Origin of the sequence: Stenotrophomonas sp. AS012628 (genome assembly GCF_010608305.1) — a bacterium.
Lineage (GTDB): Bacteria > Pseudomonadota > Gammaproteobacteria > Xanthomonadales > Xanthomonadaceae > Stenotrophomonas > Stenotrophomonas geniculata.
In genome coordinates this window covers 1-243 of the sequence record NZ_VMBJ01000207.1, presented here as the reverse complement: position 1 = coordinate 243, position 243 = coordinate 1, and the positions used below count along the sequence as shown (strand labels likewise).

At 62.1% G+C, this 243-nt stretch carries 1 protein-coding gene; it reads left to right on the top strand.

The features are described 5' to 3' along the window. The coding region (locus G5A07_RS21645) for a hypothetical protein (RefSeq protein WP_223107839.1) at positions 1–243 on the top strand (243 nt) is incomplete at both ends.

The window sequence follows — 243 nt, the reverse complement described above, 5'->3', positions numbered from 1 at the left end:
GCGTACAGCTGAGTGTCACGCAAGAGGGTGAGGCCAGCCTCATGCGGCTGGCCTCTTTCCAGCGCCCGGTCAATGATGCGCTGTTCGGAATGCTGAGCCGCGACGAATTCAAGGTGTTGAACCAATTGCTGGCGCGGCTGGCCGCGGGTGGCGACCGAGCCTTGAAGCTGGCGGAGCATATCGAGACCACGATGGAGGCCGATCAGCCACGAGAAACAATGTCGGGCACCGTCGCTCTTCAGC